This is a genomic window from Marinobacterium lutimaris (genome assembly GCF_900108065.1).
Taxonomy (GTDB): domain Bacteria; phylum Pseudomonadota; class Gammaproteobacteria; order Pseudomonadales; family Balneatricaceae; genus Marinobacterium_D; species Marinobacterium_D lutimaris.
The window spans coordinates 346,534-365,981 of record NZ_FNVQ01000001.1 but is presented as its reverse complement, the minus strand read 5'-3'; the positions used below and the strand labels follow the sequence as shown (position 1 = coordinate 365,981).

The window sequence follows — 19,448 nt, the reverse complement described above, 5'->3', positions numbered from 1 at the left end:
GTGCTGTGCGATGAGCAACACCACGCAGATGGTTCCAACGCTATTGGACAGGTTGCTGGATGATGCGCCTCAGAACACCACCGAGGCCACGCCCGGCCACCGCTGTTCGGTGCCTGAATACAAAGCCTCTGTTGTCAGGGATCTGGAACTGCTGGTTAATACCCGCCGCGAACTGGTCGCCGGTGAACTCGATGCCTGGCCAACGCTTCAGGACACCCAGTTGAACTTCGGCCTGCCCGACTTCCTGAGCCGGGGCGTGCACAGCACCGAAGATCGTCACCTGATCCAGCGCCAGCTTGAACACACCATCGAAACGGGTGACCGCCGCTTCAGCAATGTTCGGGTAAAACTGCTCAACCCCGATACCCACGCCCGTATTCTTCAGTTTCGGATCGAGGCAATGCTGGCGCTCAGCGAGGCCAGCCATCAGGTTGCCTTTGATGCCGTACTCCAGGTCAACACCCGCCAATACAAGGTTCAGAATCTGATCTGATGCTCGACGATCTATTACCTTACTACGAGAAAGAACTCTCGCATCTTCGTTATCTGGGGCAGGAGTTTGCCGCTCGCTACCCCAAAATCGCCTCTCGCCTTCTGCTTGAGGACGACTACTGTGAAGATCCTCACGCAGAGAGGATGATCGAGTCGTTCGCGTTTCTGAGTGCACGGATTCACAAGAAGCTGGACGATGACTTCCCGGAGATCGTCGAAGCCTTTCTCGACGTGCTCTACCCACATTATCTGCGGCCCACACCCGCGTTATCGATCGCTGAATTCGACCCCGGGCCCCAGACCTCTCTGACCGGGCGCTACCATCTGCCTCGGCATAGCGGACTGCATTCGCGCCGTGTCGGCGAAACCTTCTGTCGTTTTCGCACCTGTTACCCGGTCGATGTCTGGCCGGTGAGCCTCACCGCCGCCGAATTCACGCGGCTTGAGCGCTCCTCATTCAGTCGACACGGCAACGAGCACGTTGCGCGGTTGTCGCTGACACTGAAAACCCTGGGTAATACCGATTTCGGCAAACTGGGCATAGACCGCCTGCGATTTTTTCTGGACGGCGAAGGGCCTCTGATGCACCCGCTGTACGAAATCCTGTTCAACAATCTAGCCAGGGTTTCCGTTAGCTTTAACGACGATGGCCAGGCGCGTGAAATAGCACTGATGCCTGACGCGCTATCACCGGTGGGCTTTGATCCCGACGAAGGATTGATCGATTACTCCGAGCGTTCCTTCCTTGGCTATCGCCTGCTGCACGAATACTTCACCTTTCCCGAGAAGTTTCTGTTTTTTGATCTGAACGGGCTCAAGCGCCCTCTGCTGGATAAGCCGGTCACCCATATCCAGATTCATTTCCTGTTCAGTGATTACGAGCAGCAGGAAACGTTGGCGCGTTTGGCGCAAAACCTTGAGCGGCGCAATTTCCGACTGGGCTGCACCCCCGTGGTTAATCTGTTCAAGCAGCAGGCGGAACCGATCAAGCTGTCCCATACGCGCCACGAATACCCCGTCATTCCGGATTTACGCCATTCTGACTCCACCGAGATTGTCTCTATCGACCAGGTGACTCGCGTAATCCGCACGGCAACCAAGGACAGAGTGATGCCCTGCCTGCCCTTTTTCGAGCCAAGAGACAGCGAAAGACAGCCCGACCAGAGCTATTGGATCGCCCGCCGCATTCAGGCCGAAAACGCCCGGGATCCCGGCACCGAAATGCGTCTGCGGATTGTCGATCGCGAACTGGAGCTGCTCGATGGCAGCAGCGATACGCTGAGTCTGAGCCTGACCTGCAGCAATAAGGACCTGCCCAAATTGATGACCCTTGGTCATCCCCAGGGAGACTTCACCCTGGAGCATGAGCAGGTGGTTCAGCAGATCCGCTGCCTCAGGAAACCCACCGTCGCCGTGCGAGCCCCCATGGGTAAAGGATTGATCTGGCGCCTGATCTCACACCTGTCGCTCAACCACCAGTCGCTGGTATCGGATGGACGTGAAGCGCTGATGGAGCTGCTGTCGCTCTATAACTACCGCCAGGCGGCGGATATCCGCAAACAGATTAACGGCATTACCAAAATCAGCAGCGAACCGGTGATGACACGGATCGGCCATCCCCGTCCGGCTTTCGTCCGTGGCACCGGAATCACCCTTGAGTTGAACGAAAACCAATTTATCGGCAGCGGTATCTATCTGTTCGGCATGGTGCTGGACCACTTTTTCGGCCAGTACTGCAGCCTGAACAGCTTCACCCAACTTACCTTACGCTCGACACAGCGCGAGCAGAGAGTCGCCCAATGGAAGCCACGAACCGGTACTCAACCCCTGGTCTGATCGACCAGGCACGTGCTGAACCCTGGCGTTTCGGGTTCTTTCAGCTCGTGCGGTTACTGAAACTGCACTACAGCCGCACCGGTCGTATCGATCCGGAAAATCGCCCGCACCAGGACCCGTTGCGTTTTCGCTCCCTGCTGTCGCTGAACTTTCCTCCCAGTGAGATCAGCAACCTGTCGTTCGAAAATCAGCAGAACAGGTCTGCCAGCGACGAGCCGTTAAGCGAAATCCAGGTCACCTTTATGGGCTTGGTCGGGCCTTCAGGAGTGCTGCCGCGGCCCTATACCGAGCTACTGATCAACCGCCATATCGAAAAGCGGGATGATGCTGCCCATGCGTTTCTGGACCTGTACTCCCACCGGATGACCGCCCTGTTCTACGAGGCCTGGCAAAAGTACCGTTTCCATATCGAGTATGAACGCAAGGGCAGCTCCGACTTCGAACAGTGGCTGTTGCATCTGGTTGGATTTACACCCACGACGCTGAAACAGAACCTGAACCGCCAGGACGACCAGGGCTCATTAACCCGTAACCTGTTCAGCTGGTTCTCCGGCCTGATGGCGCAGCGCCCACGTAATGCCGGCAACCTGGAAGCGATGCTGGGCTACACCTTTGGCCAACCTTGCCAGGTCAAATCATTCAGTGGGCGCTGGATACCTCTCGCGCCCGATCAATGCACCACCCTGGGTAGGGCAAACGCCTGCCTGGGAAGCAGTGCGGTGGCCGGCACGCGAGTGCGCGACTACCAGTCATCATTCCGGGTCAGCTTTGGCCCCCTGACGCTCGCCGCCTACCGCGAACTGCTGCCAGATACCGACACCCATCGAAAGCTGGTCCGGCTGCTGCGGTTCTATGCCGGTATTGAGCTGGACTTTGAGATCGAGCTGATCCTGAAAAAATCTGAAATCCCAGCTCCCCAGCTCGGCAAGGCAGGCACCTCGTCTCTAAACACTCTGTCTCTAAGCACCCTGTCTCTGGGGCGCTTGAGCTGGCTAACGCCCGCGGACAAACCGGCCACAGAGGACGGCCGGGCTGTATTCGAAATCACCTATGATGGAGCAACGGTGTGAATCTGAAATCGCTTTTCGACAAACTCAACGATCCCTGCCGCGAAGCCACTGAAGGCGCCGCGGCCCTGTGCCTGGCCGAGCGCCAATACGATGTGGATATCGAACACCTGTTGCTGAAGCTGCTCGACAGCGATGACAACGATTTTCTGCGCATCGCGCGCCACTACGATGTGGCGCTGGACCGCCTCGCCAGCCAGCTTGAGGACACCATCTCCAGCTTTAAAACCGGCAACACCCGCACGCCAGCGCTGTCGCCACGTCTGACCAAGCTGATTGAGCGCGCCTGGGTGGTCGCCTCGGTCGATCTCGACGAAAACCGCGTGCGCAGCGCCCATCTGCTGCTGGCGCTGTTAAAAGAGGATGACCTGCGCCGTGTGGTGCTCGACGGCGCCCTCGAGCTTGCACGCATCAACGTCGATGAGCTGCAGGCACACCTGCGTGACCTGATTGAAGGCAGCGCGGAAGGCGGCTATGCAAGCACAGCCGAAGGCCAATCATCAGCCAGCGACCTGCGCAACGGCGAGCCTGCGGCTAAAAGCAACGGCCGCAGCAAAACCCCGGCGCTGGATCAGTACACCATCGACCTGACCGGCAACGCCCGCGCCGGGCGCATCGACCCGGTACTGGGGCGCGAGGAGGAGGTTCGCCAGATGGTCGATATTCTCACCCGCCGCCGCCAGAACAACCCGATTCTCACCGGCGAGGCTGGCGTCGGTAAAACCGCCGTCGTTGAAGGGCTGGCCCTTCGCATCGTCAACGGCGATGTGCCACCGCCGCTACAAAACGTGGAGCTGCGCACGCTGGATCTTGGCCTGTTGCAGGCCGGTGCCGGCGTTAAGGGCGAGTTTGAAAACCGCCTGAAAAACGTCATCGAAGAGACCAAACGCAGCCTGCACCCCATCATTCTGTTTATTGATGAAGCCCACACGCTGATCGGCAGCGGCGGTCAGGCCGGCCAGGGCGATGCCGCCAACCTGTTAAAACCCGCCCTGGCCCGTGGCGAGCTGCGAACCATCGCCGCCACCACCTGGGCCGAGTACAAAAAGTACTTTGAAAAAGACGCCGCCCTCGCCCGCCGCTTCCAGGTGGTCAAGGTGGAGGAGCCGGATGAACCGGTGGCGATCAACATGCTACGCGGCCTGGCTGAGCGCATGCAGGATCACCACAAGATCAGCATTCTCGACGACGCCATCGTGCAGGCCGTGCGCCTCTCCAACCGCTATGTCACCGGCCGCCAGCTGCCTGACAAGGCCGTCAGCGTGCTCGACACCGCCTGTGCCCGCGTGGCGCTGGCGCAATCGTCACAGCCGGCCGCACTGGAAGATGCGTACCGTCGCATCGATAACCTGCAGAGCGAAATCAACGTGCTCAAGCGGGAGCAGCGCGAAGGCGCCGCGCACGACGAGGTGTTGGATGAGCTCGCTCAGCAGCATGAAGCGACTCAAAGCGAAATTGCAGCCCTGCGCGCCCGCTGGGAGCAGGAGCAGGCGATTGTCACCCGCCTCAAAGAGCTCGAAGCACAGCGCACTGCGGTGGAAAGTGGCGAGCAGTCAGGCGATGCCGATGCGATCAGCCTGCAGATCGGCGGCGTACGCCAGGAGCTGGCCGAGGTTCAGGGTGAAGAGTCACTGGTACATGGCCATGTCGATGGCAACGTCATCGCCGAGGTGATCTCCAACTGGACCGGCATTCCGCTGGGTAAAATGCTGCGCGATGAGATCATCACCGTGCAGCAGCTGCCCGAGCTGCTGGGCGAGCGGGTACTGGGGCAGGATCATGCTCTGGCCGAGATCGGCAAGCGCATCGCCATCTCCCGCGCCCGCATGGAAGACCCCAACAAACCGATCGGCGTGTTCCTGCTGCTCGGCCCCAGCGGCGTCGGCAAAACCGAAACCGCGCTGTCACTGGCCGACGTGCTCTATGGCGGTGAACGTAATGTCATCACCATCAATATGTCGGAATATCAGGAAGCCCACACCGTCTCCAGCCTGAAAGGCTCACCTCCGGGCTATGTCGGTTACGGTGAAGGCGGCGTACTGACCGAGGCGGTACGGCGCAAACCCTACAGCGTGGTACTGCTCGATGAGGTGGAGAAAGCCCATCCCGACGTGCTGGAGCTGTTCTTCCAGGTGTTTGACAAGGGCGTGCTGGATGATGGCGAAGGCCGCGAAATCAACTTCCGTAATACCGTCATTCTGCTGACCTCCAATGTCGGCACCGACAGCATTATGCGCCAGTGTCTGGGGGCTGAAACCCTGCCGGCGCCAGAGACGATTACCGAAAGCCTCAGGGATCAGCTCAACTCGGTGTTCAAGCCCGCTTTCCTCGGGCGTTTGAACATTGTGCCCTACTACCCGGTGCAGAATGAGATTCTCAACAGCATCGTCAACCTCAAGCTCGATCGCATCAAACGCCGCTTTGAAGCCAACCACAAGGCGAGCTTTGAGTATGACCAGGCGATTGTCGATGCCATCGCCGCACGCTGCACCGACAGTGACAGCGGCGCCCGCAATATCGACAACATTATCTCCGGCAGCCTGATGCCGACCATCGCGGCACATACGCTGGGCCGAATGGCCACCGGAGAGCAGATCGAACGGATGATCGTCAGCCTTGATGACCAGGGCGACTTTTCCTACGCACTGCACTGACACGAATGAATGCCGACTAGTAGACAAGGATGATCAATGGCGGAGTCAATCATGGATGGGAATGACGTGCTGTCGAGATTTCTCGACAGCTTCGACACCCCGCTGTCTCAGTCGCAGCGACTGGTAAAGCTGTCGCTCGGCTCAACGTCCGGTGCAGCTCTGATTCCGCACCGCCTGGTGGGTGAGCAGCGCGTTAGCGAACCCTATCGCTACGTCGTCGACTGCTTCTCCCAGCAGGGGGATATCGAGCTCAAGACCCTGATGGCCCAGCCGGCGAGCCTGTCTCTGCTGCAGGCCAGTGGCGGTTATCAGACCCTGCACGGCCTTGTCTCCGAAGCCTGCATGCTGGGCGAGGATGGTGGTGTCACCTACTACCAGCTCACCATCGTCCCCTGGCTGGAGATGCTCAAGCTCGGCCGCGACAGCCGGCTGTTTCAGGACCGCTCCGTGGTTGATGTCCTCACCGAGGTGTTCAACGGCCATCAGCTGGCGCAGGGGCAATACCGTTTTGACCTGCGTCGTGACTACCCTAACCGCAGCTACTGTGTGCAGTACCGCGAGAGCGACTTCAACTTCGTCAGCCGCCTGATGGAAGAGGAAGGTCTCTGGTACTACTTCGAGCATGCTGGTAACGACGAGACAGGTGCTGAAGAGAGTGGTAATGGTGAAGACAACGCCTTCAACGGCCATCGGCTGGTAATCACCGACGATGTGGATACCACACAGCCGGTCTCACCGCAGGTGGTGCGTTTTCACCGTCAGGATGCTACCGAACAGGAAGATGCCCTGACCCAATGGGGCGGTGCACGTCAGCAGCAACCCACCCGTGTCAGTGTTGGCACCTTCGACTACAAGCAGCCCTCACTGAGCAAGCGCACCGGGCTCAGCGCCCTTAGCGACCAGGGCAACCTCAGCGATGAAGAGGTCTACGACTACGCCGGTGAGTATTACTACTACGGCTATGACCGCGGTGAACGGCTCACCGCTAACCGACTGGAATCGCACGAGTCCCAAGCCAAGCGTTTTCGAGGTGCCGGCGGCACCCGTCAGATGCAGGTGGGGCGTTGGTTTGAACTCAGCCAGCATCCGCGGCATAGCCTGGGTGGCGAAGCGGAGCGACAGTTCCTGCTGTTGGGCGTCACCATCCATGCCGAGAACGCCCTGCCGGTCTCGGCCCAGCTCAATGCACTGCCCGGCAGCCTCAAGCCACAGATCGATGCGGCCAAGGCCTCCCAAGGACTGAATGATAACGATGCGGATCTATTCGGTGACTCTCTCAGCGATTACCGCAGCGCCGGTACCGGCCATTGTCTGATCGAGATTGAGGCCCAGCGCCGCACCCAGCCTTACCGCTCCCCGTTGCTGCACCATCGCCCCGTCATCGGCGGCCCCCAGACCGCCACCGTGGTGGGTCCCGAAGGGGAAGAGATCCACACCGATCATCTCAACCGCGTGCGGGTGCAGTTCCACTGGGACAGGTTAGGCCAACACAACGAACAGTCCGGTGTCTGGCTGCGTGTCGCCCAACCCAACGCCGGGCCCAACTGGGGCGGTGTGTTTGTACCGCGTATCGGCCAGGAAGTAATCGTCGACTTTTTAGAGGGTGATGCCGACAGGCCGCTGCTTACCGGGCGCGTCTATAACGGCGAGCAGAACCCCGACTGGCACAGCCACGGCCTGCTCTCCGGCTTTAAAAGCAAAGCCTACCGTGGCAGCAAATACAACGAACTGGTGTTTGATGACGCCACCGATCAGGAGCGCGTGCGTCTCAACTCCGAGAACGAAAAGAGCCAGTTGAACCTCGGTTACCTCATTCATCAGCAAGGTAACTACCGTGGGCCGTTTCGCGGTACCGGCTTTGAGCTGCGCACCGACGCCTACGGCGCCATTCGCGCCAATCAAGGGTTATACCTCTCCAGCTGGGGTCAGCTTGGCGCCAGTGGCGATCAGCTCGACATGACCCCGGCGCGCCAGCAGCTCAACAGCGCCTATCACCTCACCGACAGCCTCAGCCAGAGCGCGGCAGACCATAACGCCGAAGCCCTGGAAGCCAGAGCGAACCTGAAACAGGCGGGTGAAGATGCCGACAGCGACTACGGCACCAGCGAAGTAGCGGATAGCAGCCAGCAGAACAACGCCACTGCTGCCAGTGACTCCGGCGGTCGCGGCAAGGCCGCCAATATGAAAGCCCCCTGGCTGCATATGGCTTCCCCGGCGGGCATCACAATGAGCACCCCGCAATCCACCCATATGGCACAGGGCCACTCACTGAGTGTATCCACCGGCGATGACGTCAATATCGCGGCTGGTCGCAGTCTGGTCGCGGCCATCTCCGAAAAGCTCTCGCTGTTCGTCTACCGCGCCGGCATCAAGCTGTTTGCGGCACGGGGCAAGGTGGAGGTGCAGGCACAGAGCGATGCCATGGAGTTGACGGCAGAGAAAGACCTGAAAGCCACATCTACCGAGCAGAAGATCGACTTGGCCGCCGCCAAAGAAATTCTCTTGGTCAGCGGTGGCGCCTATGTGCGCATCAAGGGCGGTGATATTCAGCTGCATGCGCCTGGTCGTGTGAATATCAAGGGAGCCAGCCAAAGCTTTGGCGGCCCTGCCCAGATGTCTGCAGCGCTACCTCAGATGCCGGAGGCCATCTGCGTTGAGTGCCTGCTGAAAAACCTTTCCAGCGGCTCACCACTGGTCAATGTAGCCTGAGGCGTTTATGGAACTGATTGATCACTATTCAGATGACTGGATCACGGAAACACACACTCTGGTAGAGCAGAACCTGTCGTCGCAGGCATGGGTATACCTGCTGATCGACGCATCATTCAAACATGAAACCTGCCTTTCGCTAGTCCGGCGATTATTCCCGACAGATAGCTGGTATGCCCTGTACAAGGATAGTCCAGATACCAGCGACCACGTTCTAGCGGTATCGCCCCTACTGATTCAGTTAAACGCCAATAGTCTTGATTCCTTGGCTTCAATCGCACGCGAGACTAGCGGTTATCCAATGTTAAGCCTGATTGCCAGCTCTGAGACGCTAGAGACTCTGGCACTGCGTTTTTCCACTTTCCGAGTCGTTAAAGTCCAAGACTCCCGTTACATATTGCGGCTTGCGGACACCCGCCGCTTGCCCCAGATCCTTGAAGTGCTGCATCAAGATCAACGAGAACTACTGACAGGGAATATGCTCAGCTGGAGCTATATCGGTCGCGATGCTCTGTGGCACTCACTGCCCTTCGACCAAATTGAAAGCGCTGAGCCCAATAAGCTGGTGCAGATCGAGTTTGACGACACTCAGACTCAAAGACTTTCCGATATGAACAGGATAGATGCTGTAATTGATGGGTTACGCCGCAATGAACCTGGCCTCTTTAACGGCCTGGCACCTCCCTCAAAACGTTATGACTGGGTTGTGAAGGTTCTGGATGATGCGCAAAGCTCTGCGTCCACTTTCGCCACCCAGATCCAATGTTGCCGTCAGGCGGCACTGGAAGAGGGAATATCTCTTTGACGACATAAAATCATAATGTGGGATGTTCCAGGTCTGGGCAGTGAGTAGTTTTCTTTACCCGGTCAGTGATAAGAAATACTGAGAAACTCCAGAGAATAGGAAATAGAGACCTGACCCAATACCGCGGATTGTGTCAGGTCTCCATCTTCAAACTACACCTATGAAAAGGCCTCCCGAGAGTTGGCCCATTTCGTACGGTGCGTCAGATACGATCGAGACGGGTCTGTTTCAACGCCCTAAGCTGATCATGGCTAAGCTGAATAGTAGCCAGGTGGTTGGCAAGCTCCTGAGCAACTCTGGTGCTTTTCACCTTATGGGTACTGAGTTTGAAATCGTGGAGAGCATTGGCCTCCAACGATTCAAGATCGGCGATATATCGCTGGTCGCCGTTGTCAGCGAGCCGTGCGCGAAGCTCTGTATAAAGCTGTTTCATCCGTCCAGCCAGCGTACCGCTGATATCCGGTTCGTAACCAAGCTCTTTAAGCTTGTGTGCCAGCGCTTCAGCGATCGTTTGTCGCGTACTTCCCATCTCCCGAAACAGTATGCGCAGTTCACTGTCCTCTACCTCGCGGGCGGCCGTTTCATAAAACCGAGCCCCATCGACACAGACAGCAATCAGTTCATTCACCACCTGACTGTCGCGTGCTTCCAACATGCCTGAACCTTTTCTACACCAGCAGCCAAGCTACTTCTGCTTGATTCAGCGGCGCGCCACAACTGAAACTTGGGGTTTCCCCTCCTCTCCTCCTGCACGCTTTCTCGCCGAATCGTATTTATTGCTCCGATACACCCGATACCGACCGAAATTGCAGCGGTATCAGATCCCTGTACGGAACCCTCTATACCTCCCAAGCTAATCTTATGCCACTTATTCAGCATTCATAATCAACAAGTTATAGCGCATTACCGCTTCAAATCGGTTGCTATGCAGATTCAGCCTGAAAATTTTACAACATTCGTCTGAAACTCTTACAAACCTCTGTAAAAACGCTTCGTAGCTTTACTGAGCATCACTCAAAAAGTCAGTACGGGACTGGTGAGTTGGCTAGTGGATAACCGCGGAGCCTGCGGCTGCTGATCTGCTGCCGATGCATGTTCATTTCTGTCGATGGCGCATCCTGAGATAAGCATGAATAGACCACTGAAACATGCCACTTTCGAGAGGGCTTTAATCCATTTCATCGTTCGCTCGCTTTTCTGCTCACACTGTTATCGTGACTATGATTTCTGCAACCATGATTTCCGTAACCATGATTTCTTAAGAACCTCACTGCTCCTTTGAGTCAGTTCGGCTCCGGCACCCAAAGTCGACGCCCGATATGGGCAATAACGGAAAGAGCCATCACCAGAACCGCAATCTGTAGCGGAGTTTCGCTGATGCTGCCAACAGATGAATTGGAACCGAAGAGCAGTTCAGCGACATACAGGATCAAAGCGATAACAAAACTTAAAGTACCTATTCCAAGCATGGTCAATTCCTCCTTTAGGATGGAGAAAGCAAGCCGCATGCCAAAATACAAGTCATTGTTTTTGTTGGATTAAATAACAACATCCTGGCGCAGAACCAAGATCACGCCGGTAAGAATGAAAAACTGTCGTGAATTTTTTACAGCACAGAAAGGAACGTCCAGTAAGGAGTATTCGGAAAGGAGTGATCAGAATAGAGCATTTAAGCAGGAGACAGCGCAGGCCCTGGAAGCCTGCGCGAATGGGTAGGAGCTATTCTTCGTCCTGCTCAGCAGCGCCCTGCACGCTGCCCGACTCTTCGGCTTCGTAACGTTCAAGCTTGTTATAGAGGGTTTTTACACTGATACCCAGCTGTTCGGCGGCGAGTGTTTTGTTCTGTTCACAGGCTTCGAGTGTCGCGAGGATCAGAGCCTTTTCAGCCTCTTTTAACGAGACACCCGGACGAATCAGGTTAGGATCGATTTTTTGACGCTCCGTCAGCGACGGTAGCTCAGCCAACGTAATATCATCGATCGCCAGGATATGAGCGCGTTCAACGCTGTGCTTAAGCTCACGAACATTACCTGGCCAGTCAAATTTTCCGATAGCATCCAGTGCTTCTTCGGTAAACGCCTTGCTGGTCTCGGTTGCCTGGTTGCGATAAGCAAGAAAGTGCTTGGCCAGCTCAATCACATCACTGCCGCGTTTCCTCAACGGCGGCAGCTGAATCGGGAAATGTGCAAGACGGAAGTAGAGATCCTCACGCAGGTAGCCCTCGTCTATCGCCTCAGACGGGATACGGTTAGTCGCTGCCACCACACGTACCTGGGTGCGCATCACCTTATCACTGCCGAGACGGGTAAACTCACCGGTTTCCAGCACACGCAGTAGTTTGCTCTGCAGCGCCAGGGGCATTTCGGTGATCTCATCGAGAAACAGCGTGCCATCACCACCCTGTTCGAAGAAACCGACATGATCGGCTATAGCGCCGGTAAACGCGCCTTTCTTATGACCAAACAGCTCACTTTCGACCAGTTCGGCCGTCAAAGCCGCACAGTTAATGGCGATAAATGGTTTGTTGGCACGCGGGCTCTGCTGATGGATCGTGCGCGCGGCCAGCTCTTTACCGCTGCCACTTTCGCCGATCAACAACACGTTTGCATCCGTCTGACTGACACGACGAATCAGACGATACAGCCGCCGCATCGCGGCGGAGGAACCTAGCAGCAGGCCAAACTGGTCCAGATTGGAGGTTAAGGGTGCTTCAGCATGAGTCGCCTTCTCTTCACGAATCTCTACATAGAAGTCACCGATAACCTCTTTAAAATGCTTGTCATCGATCGGAGTCCGGAAATGATAAGCGACCCCCTGACTCATCATCTTGTCCAACCAGGGGTTAGGGACGCCGTTGCTCACCAGCATCCACTCAGCATCCTCATGCAGCGGGTGTTCCAGATAGAGCCGATACTGATCCTCATCAAACTGATAAGGCGCAAAAATCACCACATCACCCTGAGGCGGTGTTGTCAGATCCGCCGCCATCTCGGCCGACTGCCCAACCCTGAAACCTGACTCATCGAGCATGGGCAAAATCTGCTCCGCTAAGGCGATATCCTCAGATATCAGATGGAGTCTTGGCATATGTGGGTATTCCGGCAGGTTTGTAGTAGTTGCCTTGGACGGCAACTTTGACAGTGAACTATACCATTCTTAACAACGATTTATAGCAACGGCTATGACAAAACCGTTTCGACGAAGTTCGCGCCCAAATACCACCCAAACATAAAAAAACCGGGGTAGATGCCCCGGTTGATCACTGAGTGCCCTCAAGAGGGTTTTATCGCCTCTGACGCCCCTCAATCTCCTCCCTGATCAGATGCATTCGATCATGCATCACCTGAATGGAGGCCAGATGTCTCGCCAGTTCCTGGGCGAGCCGCGTACTTTGCACGCTGCCGATGCTCTGGCGAAAGTTGTCCAAGGTGTTGGCCTCGCTACGTTCAAGCTCAGAGACGTATGTCACATCACTGTCTCGGGCCAATCTGGCTTCCACCTCGGCGTAGAGCCGCCTCATCCTTAGGGAAAGGGCCGCGCTGTCACGCCCCTCTCCCAGCCTGCCAACCACCTTATCACTGAGTGCTTCAGCGATCTGTCGGCGGCTATCGGCCATCTCCCAGAACAGAGAGCGCAACTCGCTGTTCTCTACCGCCTTGGCGGCATGGCGATAAAAACCTTCTCCGTCATGGCACACAGCAATCAGCTCATTTACGAGATCGCTATCCTGCGCACCTGACATAAGATCGCCTCCGGATTAGTTAACCACCTTAAGCTCATCTTCCACGTCTCGGACGCGGTCATAACCCTGTGCGATCTCCAGTGCCAGATCATGCGCAGCGTTGCTTGGTACCTGACCGGTCAGAGTCACTACACCGCCCTCCGCGTCGATATCTATATCGCTGCCATCCAATCCATCGGACGTGGCGTAACGCATCTTGAGCCCGGCCTGAATCGTCAGGTCGTTGACATCACTGGCGAACTGCTCCGCGACGTTGGGTTCATCGGATGCCTCCGTTTCACTCTCAACCATCAGCTCGTTGTTAACGTCGGTGATCCCGTCAATATTCGCCGCAATCTGACCAGCCAACTCTTTCTCAGTCTCGTTACTGACCTGACCACTCAATGTGACAACGGTCTTATCGACATCGGTATCGATCTTGAAGTTATTCAGTTCAGTGTTGAGCATCAGGGCTGTTTCCAGTTTGCCATCCAGCCAAGCATCTTTTGATTGACCTTCCCAGTCGTTCATATCTGCCATTGCAACCGGTGCAGCCAGAACTGAAGCTGTCGCCAAGGCCAGAGCTGTCTTTTTGATCTTCATGCTATTCTCCTTGGATATATCATTTTGTCCACATGTATAAAGCTAATATCATGCCAAAAATCAAAAAACCCATAAAATGGGGCCCGGAGCGTAAATCAAAGCTAAAATAACCGACAATTTTAAGAAAACGGTGAAACTCTTACTTATTCTTTGTGTAGTTTTTACATTAAAAAAACCACTTAGAACCAGGCATAAAAAAACCCACGGTACGTGGGCTTTTTTGGTGGGCGACAAGAATTAATTAGCAGTCGGTATCGTCTGCACCCACTCCTTCCTTAAGCTCTTCACAGCTGTCTTCAATGGCGTTACCGGTGTCCGTTGCCATCTCATCAATCTTCGCACCGGCTTTCTCTGCAGGACCTTCCGGCTCACTGCATGCGCTGAGCATCAGGACAGAAACCAGGGTTACCAGGGGCATTGCAATCCATTTTTTCATCATTTGTCTCCTTCGAACGAAGTGTATCGTATTCAAAAAGCGTCAATTCTCTTGTAACAACTGCGGCTTATATACGCGGGCCACGACCGCGAGTTAAATGAACAAAAACGCTGATAAGCAGAAATACCAAAAATACAAAAAACAGTATCTTGGCCATTCCGGCTGCAGCCCCGGCAATACCACCAAAACCCATAACACCAGCGATCAATGCGATAATGAAAAATACGACAGCCCAACCAAGCATAACGTTCCCTCCATCAATATTTTTTCAATCCCCATGTATAAAGCAGATACCATGCCAATTATAAAAATCCCGGAAGCATAGGCTTTTAAAGCATCATAGGTTGAAATTTACCGATGGATTGAAAGCTTTTTACAGGGTGACAATGAAGTTTTTACCGTCTTTACCTGACGACTGTAACCAATCAAGTCTGAATTCAACTGTACTTAACGCCAAGCAGGAGAAGAGCCACCGATTCAAAACTATTGAGAGCTCCCGACAGGAATATTGATTGGGGCAATATGTCTTTATCACCTCACCCTTGCATCAATGCACGGCGTCTTCACAAGTCTGTTGCGGACAAATTCATCATCCTGATGACCCACAACAAAAAAGCCGCCCCAGGGGGGCGGCTTACCATGTGCGCTAAAAACAATTCTGTCAGTGCAGCAGAAATTCTATCTCTTTCTCGGCCTGCTCACGCTCGAGACCGTAGCGCTCCTGCAGTAGACCAACCAGACGCTCACTGCGCCCTTCAACCTGGTTCAGCTCGTCGTCAGTCAGCTTACCCCAGCGATCCTTCACCTCGCCCTTAAGCTGCTTCCATTTACCTTCAGCGATATCGATATTCATCATTATCTCCTTGTCTGAACTGATTCAGCGAGCCTCCGCCCGCTGCGGTTTACCATGCACCGAAGCCCAAAAGAGTCTCAGTACACACGACCTTCATATCGTAATTTCATCTAAGCCAACAGCGTGCCAAAAAACATAATCCATTGTTTTATATATGCTTTAATATTTAGCCTCGGTTAATATCGATCGTCAGGGGCGCTTTAAAAGTCCACCCGCCTAAAATTTTTTCACGCCAGGTATGAGCTTTTTACGATTGAGGCGCAGAGAACCTTCGAACCAGGCTCCAATAAATCTGGGGCCAAACCAGCGGTGCCCCTCGCAGCAATCGAACGTCTCAATCTGTTCTTGCAGCCGAAGTCGAAGCGGCTTAACCCCGCTTTCTTGCCCCTCAAGCCATGCTAACCTTGAACCTCACCCCATGGAGGCCTTATCAAAGGGATCAGTTATGAGAGGAATGATGCAAAGCTGGCGTTCGAGCGAGAACACTCACATAGATGGCCTCAAACTCACCGAAGAGGTACGCCCCTCTCCCCAAAGGGGTGAGGTATTGATTCGTGTGCGCGCAGTCTCACTTAACTTTCGTGATGTCGCTATGCTAAGCGGGCGATACCCTCAGCCTTATCGTCCAGGGCTGATTCCCTGCAGCGATGGCGCGGGCGAAGTGGTCGAGGTGGGTGAAGGTGTCGATGAGTTTCAGCCCGGTGATCGCGTGATGGGGCTGTTCCATTTACGCTGGTTTGAAGGACCTATCCCGCTGGATATCGGCCAGAGCGCCTATGGCAGCCAGATTGATGGCTGGTTGTGCGAATACAAGGTGATCAGCCGCGAATCGATAGTCCCGATTCCCAACTATCTCAGCTTTGAGCAGGCCTCGACTCTGCCCTGTGCGGCCACCACCGCCTGGAATGCACTGAACGGCCCAGTACCTACGATGATCGGAGATACGGTTCTGGTACAGGGTAGCGGCGGCGTCTCACTGTTTGCATTGCAACTGGCGAAGGCCATGGGTGCTAAGGTGATCGCCACCACATCGCAGACAGACAAAGAGGGCCGCCTGAAGGCGCTCGGCGCCGATGAGGTCATCAACTACCGTCAGGAGCCTGAGTGGGGCGTCAAAGCCAAACAGTTAACAGGCGGGCTGGGTGTGGATCGCGTTATCGAGGTCGGCGGCGCCAACACCTTCAACCAATCGCTCAAGGCGATCAAACTGGGCGGTAAGATCGACTCCATCGGCTTTCTCAGCGGCCAGAGCGATCAGGGGATCGACTTTTATCAACTGTTCGCCACGCGCGCCGAGCTTCGCATGATTCAGGTGGGCAACCGGGCTTTGGTCAAGGCACTTTGCCAAGCGATGGCCGCTCGGGAAATTGAACCGGTAATCGATCGAGTCTTTGCGTTTGAGGATGCCCGAGCCGCCTTTCATCACCTCGATAGTGGCAATCACTTTGGTAAAACGGTGATTCGCTGTTAAACCTGACGGCAGCGCCTGGAACGTTTCTATTTATTAAAGACCGGAAATGGCTCCAGCCAGAGCATGGGTATCAACTACGTTCCGGAAACAGCGTTTCTATCACGCGCTGGTTGGAGTGCTCGATATGTGCCTTCAATAGCGCGCAGGCTTTTTCTTCATCTCGTGCAAAGGCCGCTTCTACCATCGCTTCATGCTCATCGCCCCCCGGACGGGTATCCGCGAGGCTGATCAGCGACAGGCGCCGGAATCTTTCCGACTGGTCGTACAGAGTCGAAATAAAACGCAGCTGCCACTTGGAAGGACAGCCGGAAATCAGCGCCATATGAAAACGGCGGTTTTCGCGAATCAGCTCACCTGCGTGCTCGCTGTAGTTACCCTCGGCGTTACGCCGCACGGTGAGCTCTCTGTGCCGGGCTCCGGCTATATTCGCCTCCCAATCCAGATCACCATGCAGTATGGACTGGCGAAAGGCGTCGACCTCGAGCATCTCTCGCAGACGCGCGACCTCGACAAACTCCTCTACCGAAACGGGCGCGGCCCAGTAACCTCTCTGCCCCTTACGTATTACCAGCCCTTCCGCCGCCAGACGGGATAGCGACTCACGCACCGGCGCGGCGCTGGCGTTATAGCGACTGCTCAACTGCGCGATAGACAGCTTGCTGGCAGGCTCAATCGAACCGTCCAGAATGTCGTTTCTCAGTTGCTGATAGGTACTGTTGTTTTCCAGAGTATCGAGGTTTTCCATTGCCACAGTCTCGTGAGTCAAAGCCTGAGTTGCCTGGTTGGCACGTCAGGCGGCCACCTTACCCGACTTACAATCCACACAACTTCATAAGAAACTCAGCATATCACAACTAGTACAATCTAATGACCACACCCATTACATACTATTATTTGAATTAGATAGGACTTAAAATATTTGATACGACAGTTACCCTAGCTGTGGCGCCTGCAACAGGGAGCGCACTATAGTTAACTGCACAACATCGCAAGGCCGAGGATCCAAGGCTCGCTTTGCGCCACAGGTTTACATGTGAAGAGAACGGAGTGCGCACCTCATGCCTGATCCCTACTTTGAGCCCGGTAACAACCAGGACGCAGCACCCGCTATTGAGGGTATCGAGTTTATCGAACTGGCGACGAACCAGCCCGAGGCGACCGACCGTATTCTGCGCCAACTCGGGTTCTCTCCACGGGCTCAGCACCGCAGCAAGAACGTTACTCTTTACAGCCAGGGCTCGATTAACCTGGTCGTCAACCTTACGCAAGACAGCTTCGCCGCAGGCTTTGCCGACCTGCACGGAACCTCCGTCTGTGCCCTGGCGTTAACCACGCCCAATGCCAGCAGCGCCTACCAGAACCTCCTGACTCGCGGCGCCTGGGAAACCCAGACCTCGGCCGGCGCGATGGAACTGAATATCCCAGCCGTAGAGTCGATCGGTGGCTCACAGATCTACCTGATCGACCGCTACGGGGATGGCATCAGTATTTACGATATCGACTTCAAACCGGTGGATGAGCCATCCCCAGAGTCGCCCATCCTTGGCGCTCTCAGCGGTTTGACCCTGACTCTGGCACCTGAGCGCAAGGCGCCCTGGCGCGACTATTTCAGCCAACTGTTTGGCTTTGGCCTGACCAACACCGAGCAGCTCATAATCAATGAGCATACGACGATCAACCTGGAGAGCGCCGAAGGCAGCAGCCTGGAAGACGAGTGCATCAGCGCATTGATATTCACGACGCCCGATCTGGAGCTCACGACGGCTCGGCTGCAAAAACAGGGGCTCTCCCTGAAGCCAACCGCTGACGCCAGCAAGCTTGAAGTTGTCCTGCCTGCGGATGAACTCTCGGTCCGCGTATTTATTTCCCGTTGAACGGTCTGGAGCCATGAGCATGCAAGCGCCCAACTTTTCCATCAGCACCCTTAGCCTCACCGGGAGCCTGGACGAAAAACTCAAGGTAATAACCGCTGCGGGCTTCCGCTCCGTCGAGCTTGGAGCTTTGGACCTCTCCGGCTCCAGCGATGGGGTTTCTGGCTCGGTCGAGCTGATCAAGCAGAGTGGTGTTCAGATCAGCGCCTTGCAGGAGGTAAAGGATTTTGGCGGTCATTCGGGCAGGATCCTGGCCTACAAAATGGAGCTGGCCAAATCCTATCTTCGCCTGATGCGCAGGCTGGGATGTCGACTGCTGATTGTCACCCCGGCTACGTCCACCCATGTAAAACTCGACGCGGACCGAATCGCCGCAGATCTTCGTACCCTGGCCACGCTGGCCACACCACTTGGGGTTAAAATCGGCTTCAAGCCTCTCTCCTGGTCACCAAGCATCAACACCTATGTCTCAGCCTGGAATCTGATCCAGCAAGCCGACAACAGCAATCTCAGCCTGGTGCTCGACAGCTATCAGTTGCAGGCTCAGATGCAGGCGCCAGATGTTTTGGATGAGATACCGGCTTCGGCTATCAGCCTGGTGCAGCTATCCGATTTCGCCATGACATCAGTACCGTTGGTTGAAGACCAGATCGATATCGCCCGCCACCATCGTCTCTATCCAGGCGAGGGCAGCCATGGCGCCAGTATCTGCGGGTTGGTGAAGTACTGTGTAGACAAGGGCTTCGGTGGGGATTTCGTCTTTGATGTGTATAACGACAAATATCTGGCCATGGCACCAGCGGAGTCGATACAACATGCGGTGCGCTCCAGAGAGTGGATTCTGGAGAAGATCGGAGCTTAACAGCAACAAACAGATCGGGCGCCCAAAGGCGCCCGATTCTTTTTAGCTACGTATACAGAGACAGATGA

General features: G+C 55.5%; 18 protein-coding genes. 9 read left to right on the top strand and 9 right to left on the bottom strand.

Annotated features, from left to right (window positions below):
- Nucleotides 1-10 precede the first annotated feature (10 nt).
- From tssE to C4S72_RS01710, 6 genes are read left to right on the top strand one after another with little or no spacing between them, the layout of a single operon-like run.
- Nucleotides 11-493, top strand: coding sequence for a type VI secretion system baseplate subunit TssE (gene tssE / locus C4S72_RS01735; protein ID WP_104001349.1), 483 nt, complete (start codon nt 11-13; stop codon nt 491-493).
- Nucleotides 493-2,328 carry a type VI secretion system baseplate subunit TssF gene (tssF, locus tag C4S72_RS01730; RefSeq protein WP_104001348.1) on the top strand — a complete coding sequence of 612 codons (1,836 nt, stop codon included), beginning with the start codon at nt 493-495 and terminating at the stop codon, nt 2,326-2,328. Before tssE ends, tssF begins: the two co-directional genes overlap by 1 nt.
- On the top strand, nt 2,292-3,398 hold the full coding sequence (gene tssG, locus C4S72_RS01725; protein WP_104001347.1) for a type VI secretion system baseplate subunit TssG: 1,107 nt from the start codon (nt 2,292-2,294) through the stop codon (nt 3,396-3,398). Before tssF ends, tssG begins: the two co-directional genes overlap by 37 nt.
- Nucleotides 3,395-6,049 carry a type VI secretion system ATPase TssH gene (gene tssH / locus C4S72_RS01720; RefSeq protein ID WP_104001346.1) on the top strand — a complete coding sequence of 885 codons (2,655 nt, stop codon included), beginning with the start codon at nt 3,395-3,397 and terminating at the stop codon, nt 6,047-6,049. The genes tssG and tssH overlap by 4 nt, the downstream gene beginning before the upstream one ends.
- 36 nt (nt 6,050-6,085) lie before the next feature.
- Nucleotides 6,086-8,758, top strand: coding sequence for a type VI secretion system Vgr family protein (locus C4S72_RS01715; protein WP_235009015.1), 2,673 nt, complete (start codon nt 6,086-6,088; stop codon nt 8,756-8,758).
- Between the two features lie 7 nt (nt 8,759-8,765).
- Nucleotides 8,766-9,563, top strand: coding sequence for a DUF4123 domain-containing protein (locus C4S72_RS01710; RefSeq protein ID WP_104001345.1), 798 nt, complete (start codon nt 8,766-8,768; stop codon nt 9,561-9,563).
- A 202-nt stretch (nt 9,564-9,765) separates the two neighbouring features.
- Here the strand turns inward: C4S72_RS01710 and C4S72_RS01705 are convergent, their stop codons facing one another.
- The 8 genes from C4S72_RS01705 to C4S72_RS01670 all read right to left on the bottom strand — a co-directional run bounded on the left by C4S72_RS01705 (nt 9,766) and on the right by C4S72_RS01670 (nt 15,176).
- On the bottom strand, nt 9,766-10,218 hold the full coding sequence (locus C4S72_RS01705; RefSeq protein WP_104001344.1) for a PA2169 family four-helix-bundle protein: 453 nt from the start codon (nt 10,216-10,218) through the stop codon (nt 9,766-9,768).
- Between the two features lie 628 nt (nt 10,219-10,846).
- Nucleotides 10,847-11,032 carry a hypothetical protein gene (locus C4S72_RS01700; RefSeq protein WP_104001343.1) on the bottom strand — a complete coding sequence of 62 codons (186 nt, stop codon included), beginning with the start codon at nt 11,030-11,032 and terminating at the stop codon, nt 10,847-10,849.
- A 250-nt stretch (nt 11,033-11,282) separates the two neighbouring features.
- Nucleotides 11,283-12,593 carry a sigma-54 interaction domain-containing protein gene (locus C4S72_RS01695; protein ID WP_200826643.1) on the bottom strand — a complete coding sequence of 437 codons (1,311 nt, stop codon included), beginning with the start codon at nt 12,591-12,593 and terminating at the stop codon, nt 11,283-11,285.
- A 253-nt stretch (nt 12,594-12,846) separates the two neighbouring features.
- A complete protein-coding gene (locus C4S72_RS01690) occupies nt 12,847-13,305 on the bottom strand; it encodes a PA2169 family four-helix-bundle protein (protein ID WP_104001341.1) in 459 nt (152 codons plus the stop codon).
- Between the two features lie 15 nt (nt 13,306-13,320).
- Nucleotides 13,321-13,887 carry a BON domain-containing protein gene (locus tag C4S72_RS01685; protein ID WP_104001340.1) on the bottom strand — a complete coding sequence of 189 codons (567 nt, stop codon included), beginning with the start codon at nt 13,885-13,887 and terminating at the stop codon, nt 13,321-13,323.
- Between the two features lie 241 nt (nt 13,888-14,128).
- The gene (locus tag C4S72_RS01680) at nt 14,129-14,323 is read right to left on the bottom strand and encodes a hypothetical protein (RefSeq protein ID WP_235009014.1); all 195 of its coding nucleotides are present in this window, start codon (nt 14,321-14,323) and stop codon (nt 14,129-14,131) included.
- Nucleotides 14,324-14,390: 67 nt separating this feature from the next.
- Complete coding sequence (locus C4S72_RS01675; protein WP_456085542.1) at nt 14,391-14,516, bottom strand: DUF1328 family protein; 126 nt, start codon at nt 14,514-14,516, stop codon at nt 14,391-14,393.
- 468 nt (nt 14,517-14,984) lie between these two features.
- Nucleotides 14,985-15,176, bottom strand: coding sequence for a CsbD family protein (locus C4S72_RS01670; RefSeq protein WP_104001337.1), 192 nt, complete (start codon nt 15,174-15,176; stop codon nt 14,985-14,987).
- Between the two features lie 445 nt (nt 15,177-15,621).
- Here C4S72_RS01670 and C4S72_RS01665 point away from each other — a divergent pair, with 445 nt between their 5' ends.
- Nucleotides 15,622-16,647, top strand: coding sequence for a zinc-dependent alcohol dehydrogenase family protein (locus C4S72_RS01665; protein WP_200826642.1), 1,026 nt, complete (start codon nt 15,622-15,624; stop codon nt 16,645-16,647).
- Nucleotides 16,648-16,717: 70 nt separating this feature from the next.
- Here C4S72_RS01665 and C4S72_RS01660 read toward each other — a convergent pair whose 3' ends face one another.
- Entirely contained in the window at nt 16,718-17,392 is a 675-nt protein-coding gene (locus C4S72_RS01660) for a GntR family transcriptional regulator (RefSeq protein ID WP_104001336.1), read from the bottom strand.
- A 313-nt stretch (nt 17,393-17,705) separates the two neighbouring features.
- Here C4S72_RS01660 and C4S72_RS01655 point away from each other — a divergent pair, with 313 nt between their 5' ends.
- Both C4S72_RS01655 and C4S72_RS01650 read left to right on the top strand, forming a co-directional pair.
- Nucleotides 17,706-18,521, top strand: coding sequence for a hypothetical protein (locus C4S72_RS01655; protein WP_104001335.1), 816 nt, complete (start codon nt 17,706-17,708; stop codon nt 18,519-18,521).
- Nucleotides 18,522-18,540: 19 nt separating this feature from the next.
- Nucleotides 18,541-19,380, top strand: coding sequence for a sugar phosphate isomerase/epimerase family protein (locus tag C4S72_RS01650; RefSeq protein WP_160115430.1), 840 nt, complete (start codon nt 18,541-18,543; stop codon nt 19,378-19,380).
- The last annotated feature ends 68 nt before the right edge of the window (nt 19,381-19,448 follow it).